Raw genomic sequence first — 4,561 nt, forward strand, 5'->3', positions numbered from 1 at the left:
GCGACAACGACAATGCGCGGGTCAAGCGCTACATCGCCAAATACACCATCAATCCGGCGATCGCGCACGGTGTGTCGAGGCACATAGGGTCAATCGAGAAGGGCAAACTCGCCGACCTGGTGCTGTGGGCGCCGGCCTTCTTCGGCGTGAAGCCTGAGATCGTGATCAAAGGCGGCTCGATTGTCGCCGCGCAGATGGGCGATCCCAACGCCTCGATCCCGACCCCGCAGCCGGTGCACTATCGGCCGATGTTCTGCGCCTTCGGCAAGGCGCTCACCGCCTGCTCGCTGGTGTTCGTCTCCAAAGCGGCGGCCAAGAGCAACCTGCGAGCCAAGCTCGGCGTCGACAAGCAGTTTGTCGCGGTCGAGGGCACGCGCAAGATTTCCAAGAAGAGTATGATCCACAACGACGCTACGCCGAAAATCGAAGTGGACCCCGAGACCTACGAGGTGCGCGCCGATGGCGAACTGCTCACCTGCGCGCCGGCCGAGGTGCTGCCGATGGCGCAGCGGTATTTCTTGTTCTGATTACTGATCGGACATGGTCTGATGAAGCGCGTCGCTGAGATAAAGCCTGCCGGAGATTGGAGTGCCGACGGAGCTATCGACTTCGTCGTTCTCGATGCGCAGGACCGCCATCGGCGCCGCGTCGTATTGGTCGGAGAACGGGGTGCCATCTACTTGCTTGACCTGCCCAGGCCCGCGCAGCTGCGCGATGGCGACGGACTCCTGCTTGAGGACGGCTCGATTGTGCGGGTGACCGGAAAGCCCGAACCACTGGTCGAGATTTCCGCGGCCAATGCGCGCGAGCTGGCGCGGCTGGCCTGGCACATCGGCAACCGTCACACCGATGTGCAGATCGTCGGGGACCGATTGCGCATCCGCCGCGACCATGTGCTGGAAGACATGCTGCGTGGGCTCGGCGCCGAGCTCACGTATATCGAGGCGCCATTCGACCTCGAAGCCGGTGCCTACGATCACGGAGACCTCGATCACGCCCATAGCCATGGGCACAATCATGGATCGTGACCGGAAGGTTCGGCTCCCGGAGACGGGCGATCTCGACGCGCATATGGATTTCCCCGCGCTCTACCGGCTGATGGCCTGGCTGTCGCCCGCCTATCCAATTGGCGCGTTCTCATATTCCAGCGGGATCGAATGGGCGGTCGAGGCGGGTGACATCAAGAGTGCCGACACACTCTTGCGCTGGCTCGCTGTGGTGGTGGGCGAGGGCGGCGGATTTTGCGATGCCATGCTTTTCGCCCACGCGCACCGCGCGGTGGCCGCGAACGACGACGAGGCGCTGCGCGCGGTGGCCGAACTGGCAGCAGCCTTCGCGCCGTCGAAGGAGCGCCATCTGGAGACCACCGCGCAAGGCAACGCCTTTGTTGAGGCGACGCGCGCGGCCTGGGGCTGCGACGCCATCGAGCGGCTGAAGCAGGTCTGGGACGGCGCGGTGGCCTATCCGGTGGCCGTCGCGGTCGCTGCCAGTGGCCACGGCATCGCCGTCGAGCCGGCACTCGCCGCTTATCTGCAGGCGGTTGCCGCCAATCTCGTATCCGCCGGCGTGCGGCTCATTCCGCTCGGCCAGAGCGACGGCCAGCGCGTGCTAGCGGCCCTGGAGCCGGTCGTTACCGCGACCGCCCAGCGCGCGCTCACGACCGCGCTCAACGACATCGGCAGCGCGGCCGTGCGCGCCGACCTGGCCAGCGCGCGGCACGAGACCCAGTACACCAGGCTATTCAGGAGTTGAGAATGAAAAACCCCAACGGCCCCTTGCGCGTCGGCGTCGGCGGTCCGGTCGGCTCCGGCAAGACCGCGCTGATGGATGCGCTGTGCAAGCGCTTGCGCGAGCGCTACCAGATTGCTGCCATCACCAACGACATCTACACCAAGTGGGACGCCGAATATCTCGTTCGCTCGGGCGCACTTCCGCCTGAGCGCATCGCCGGCGTAGAGACCGGCGGCTGCCCGCACACTGCCATTCGCGAGGACGCCTCGATCAATCTCGCGGCGGTTGCCGAGATGCGCGCGAAATTTCCCGAACTCGATCTGGTGCTGATCGAATCCGGCGGCGACAATTTGGCCGCAACGTTTTCGCCCGAGCTTGCCGATCTCACCATTTACGTGATCGACGTCGCCGCCGGCGACAAGATTCCGTCCAAGGGCGGACCCGGCATCACGCGCTCGGATCTGCTGGTGATCAACAAGATCGATTGGGCGCCTTATGTCGGCGCCTCACTCGAGGTGATGGAGCGCGACGCGAGGAAAATGCGCGGGGTCCGTCCTTTCGTGTTCACCAATCTGCGCGAGGGCAAGGGCGTCGACGAGATCGCGCGCTTCATCGAGCAGAAAGGTGGCCTTGCTACGGCTTGGACATCCGGCTGAGGCTGTCCATGACCGCGTCTACTCCGTATTGGTTGATCAGCGATTCCAGCCCGACCTCGATCTGCCCGCGCTTCTCCTGCGGCTTTTCATCCCGTTCGACTTCCCGTTCGACGTAAGTCAAGGCCTCGGCCCCGCATACCTTGACGCACATCGGTTCCGGCAGCGCCGGCACGCTCTCGCACATGTCGCATTTCAGCGGCAGGCCGGAATCGGGTTCGATGAAATAATCGCGCGACGGACAGGACGCGCCGCAGAAGCTGCACTCGCTGTATTGCTTGCCGTTGATGGTATAGATGTGCCGGCCGTTGCATTCGGATGGCGTGTAATCGCCGGCCCTGATCGGCACGTATTCGTCGTTCAACTCGTCCGTCACCACGCGGATGCGCGAGCGCGCCGGATTGATGCTGCTGTATTTCGGCTTGGCGTGAAACGCCGAGCACGCCATTTCGCAAGCGCGGCAGCCCGTGCATTTGTTGATGTCGACCTTAATCTCTTTGACGATCTTCGTCGCTCGTGCGTTCACGGCCGTTTCTCCCATGTACCTCATCCGGGTGCTCACACCGCCACGGCAGTTTTCGCCGGTTCGCTGTCGACGGGGGTCAATATCCCTCTTTCCTCCAGATCGTCGGCGACGTAACCCAAATTGAGCCGCTCGAGAGTCTCCCGGGTCGGAATGCCCTCGTAGTTCCATCCCTTGAATTCGTAATATTTGGTGAGCAGCTCTTGCTCATACTTTTCGTCGCGTATCGCCCAGTGATCCTCGGGCGGCCGCTCGTCCTTCCTGCGCAAGCCGCGTCGCACGTTCACCGCGCGCACGAGCGTGCGTATCCTCTGGAACGCCTTCCACAATTTTTCCTTGTCCATCTCGATGCCGGTCGCCATCGTGAGGATCTGGGGAATATTGTTCATATGATAGGGAACGCCTCCGCCGAACTGACCGCGGAATGACGACACGAACCCGCAGGTACCGATCGAGTCGTCGATGTAGTGCATCGCCTCGTTCCAGTCGACGATGTCGCAGGTCCGCTCATCGGATATGTCGCTGCGCTTTTCCCATTCCAGGAAATATTTCTTGAACTTTTCGTCGGGCACGGCTTCCCACTTGCTGACGAATTCCTCGCGCTGCTCCTTGGTGGGAAGCGGGTCCTGCGGGAACGAGCCTTCAATCTGGGTGATGCTCATCTTCTCGCCGGTGGCGATCATGAGGAAATAGGCCGGGTTCAATTTGCCCAGCTTGATCGGCAGCTGCTCGAACTTCTTCGTCGTGTTGTGGTCGTATTTCTCGGCGCCCTTGCCGATGCGGCGGGCGGCATGCGACGTGCCGTCGGCCAGGATGTCGCCAATGCCTTCGCGGCGGACGATCTTCTCCATGAGATAGAAGAAGCGGCCCTTGCTGTCGGCGGGCATTCCCGGGAAGTCGCTGTCGCTCAATATGCCGGCGTCTAACAATTCGAGCGCGAAGGCCATCACCTGTGGCGTCGAATAGGAGTCCAACCCGTATTCCTGGGCGACACCAAGGATCTCGTAGGTGAAATCCAGCTCGAGAAATGCTGCCATGTGATAGGTGTCTTTGCCGAAGCACTTGTAGGCAAAGCGCGGCCGTCCCGGCCAATTGATCACATTGCGGCACTTCTTCGGGCAGTTGTAACAGCCGGTCTGCCGATCCATGTGATCGAATTTCCAGTCGGTCCACCGCCGCTGCAATTCGGGGCTCCAGTAGTCCTTGATCCGCTTGCGCGAATTGCCCCAGGCGAAATGGTTGTGATGGAAGCTGTCGTCTTCCTCCACTGCCATCCAGTCGCCGCAACCGTCGCTTCCCGCCATCTTCAAGTGGATGTCCTGACAGATTTCGAACATTTCGGCCGGCTTGGCGATGTTGACGTCCTTGGTTCCGCGTACGGCAATCGCCTTCAGCCGCTTGTCGCCCATGATGACGCCGACGCCGCGCGCCGCGCTGGCGTGGTTGTGCTCGATCGAGGCCGTGAACACCCGGTTTTCGCCGGCCAGCCCGATGGCGGCGACCTGGACCTTGTAGTCGTTGAGTTCTTTCTTGAGCAGGTCGCCGGTTTCGGTGCTGCCCTTGCCCCGCAGATGCGTGGCGTCGCGGATTTCGACCGTGTCGTTGTTGATGTACAGATAAACCAGGTCCGGGGCCTTGCCGCGAATGATGATCC

The 4,561-nt window shown here is 62.2% G+C and carries 6 protein-coding genes; 4 read left to right on the forward strand and 2 right to left on the reverse strand.

The annotated features are described in order from the left end of the window. The 4 genes from HY852_RS15890 to ureG form a co-directional block, all read left to right on the forward strand. Window positions 1-527, forward strand: a 527-nt coding sequence (locus tag HY852_RS15890; protein ID WP_291605725.1) for an amidohydrolase family protein, incomplete at its 5' end; no start/stop codon positions are given. A gap of 21 nt (window positions 528-548) precedes the next feature. Beyond that, window positions 549-1,028, forward strand: a complete 480-nt coding sequence (locus HY852_RS15895; RefSeq protein ID WP_291605726.1) for an urease accessory protein UreE — start codon at window positions 549-551, stop codon at window positions 1,026-1,028. A gap of 43 nt (window positions 1,029-1,071) precedes the next feature. Next, a complete protein-coding gene (locus HY852_RS15900; RefSeq protein ID WP_291605730.1) occupies window positions 1,072-1,752 on the forward strand; it encodes an urease accessory protein UreF in 681 nt (226 codons plus the stop codon). Between the two features lie 2 nt (window positions 1,753-1,754). Further along, complete coding sequence (gene ureG, locus HY852_RS15905) at window positions 1,755-2,387, forward strand: urease accessory protein UreG (protein ID WP_291605727.1); 633 nt, start codon at window positions 1,755-1,757, stop codon at window positions 2,385-2,387. On the opposite strand, the gene HY852_RS15910 is transcribed toward ureG, so the two are convergent. Both HY852_RS15910 and HY852_RS15915 read right to left on the reverse strand, forming a co-directional pair. After that, window positions 2,365-2,910 (reverse strand): hypothetical protein, encoded by a 546-nt coding sequence (locus HY852_RS15910; RefSeq protein ID WP_291605728.1) that lies wholly within the window; start codon window positions 2,908-2,910, stop codon window positions 2,365-2,367. The two genes, ureG and HY852_RS15910, sit on opposite strands and share 23 nt — an antisense overlap. A gap of 32 nt (window positions 2,911-2,942) precedes the next feature. After that, a partial coding sequence (locus tag HY852_RS15915) for an aldehyde ferredoxin oxidoreductase C-terminal domain-containing protein (protein WP_291605729.1) occupies window positions 2,943-4,561 on the reverse strand: 1,619 nt, incomplete at its 5' end.

The sequence above is a fragment of the Bradyrhizobium sp. genome, from assembly GCF_016213215.1.
Lineage (GTDB): Bacteria > Pseudomonadota > Alphaproteobacteria > Rhizobiales > Xanthobacteraceae > Bradyrhizobium.

Excerpts from the sequence above, each read along its gene's own strand:
- HY852_RS15900 (WP_291605730.1), top strand. The coding sequence starts at position 1,072 with ATGGATTTCCCCGCGCTCTACCGGCTGATGGCCTGGCTGTCGCCCGCC.
- ureG (WP_291605727.1), top strand. The coding sequence starts at position 1,755 with ATGAAAAACCCCAACGGCCCCTTGCGCGTCGGCGTCGGCGGTCCGGTC.
- HY852_RS15895 (WP_291605726.1), top strand. The coding sequence starts at position 549 with ATGAAGCGCGTCGCTGAGATAAAGCCTGCCGGAGATTGGAGTGCCGAC.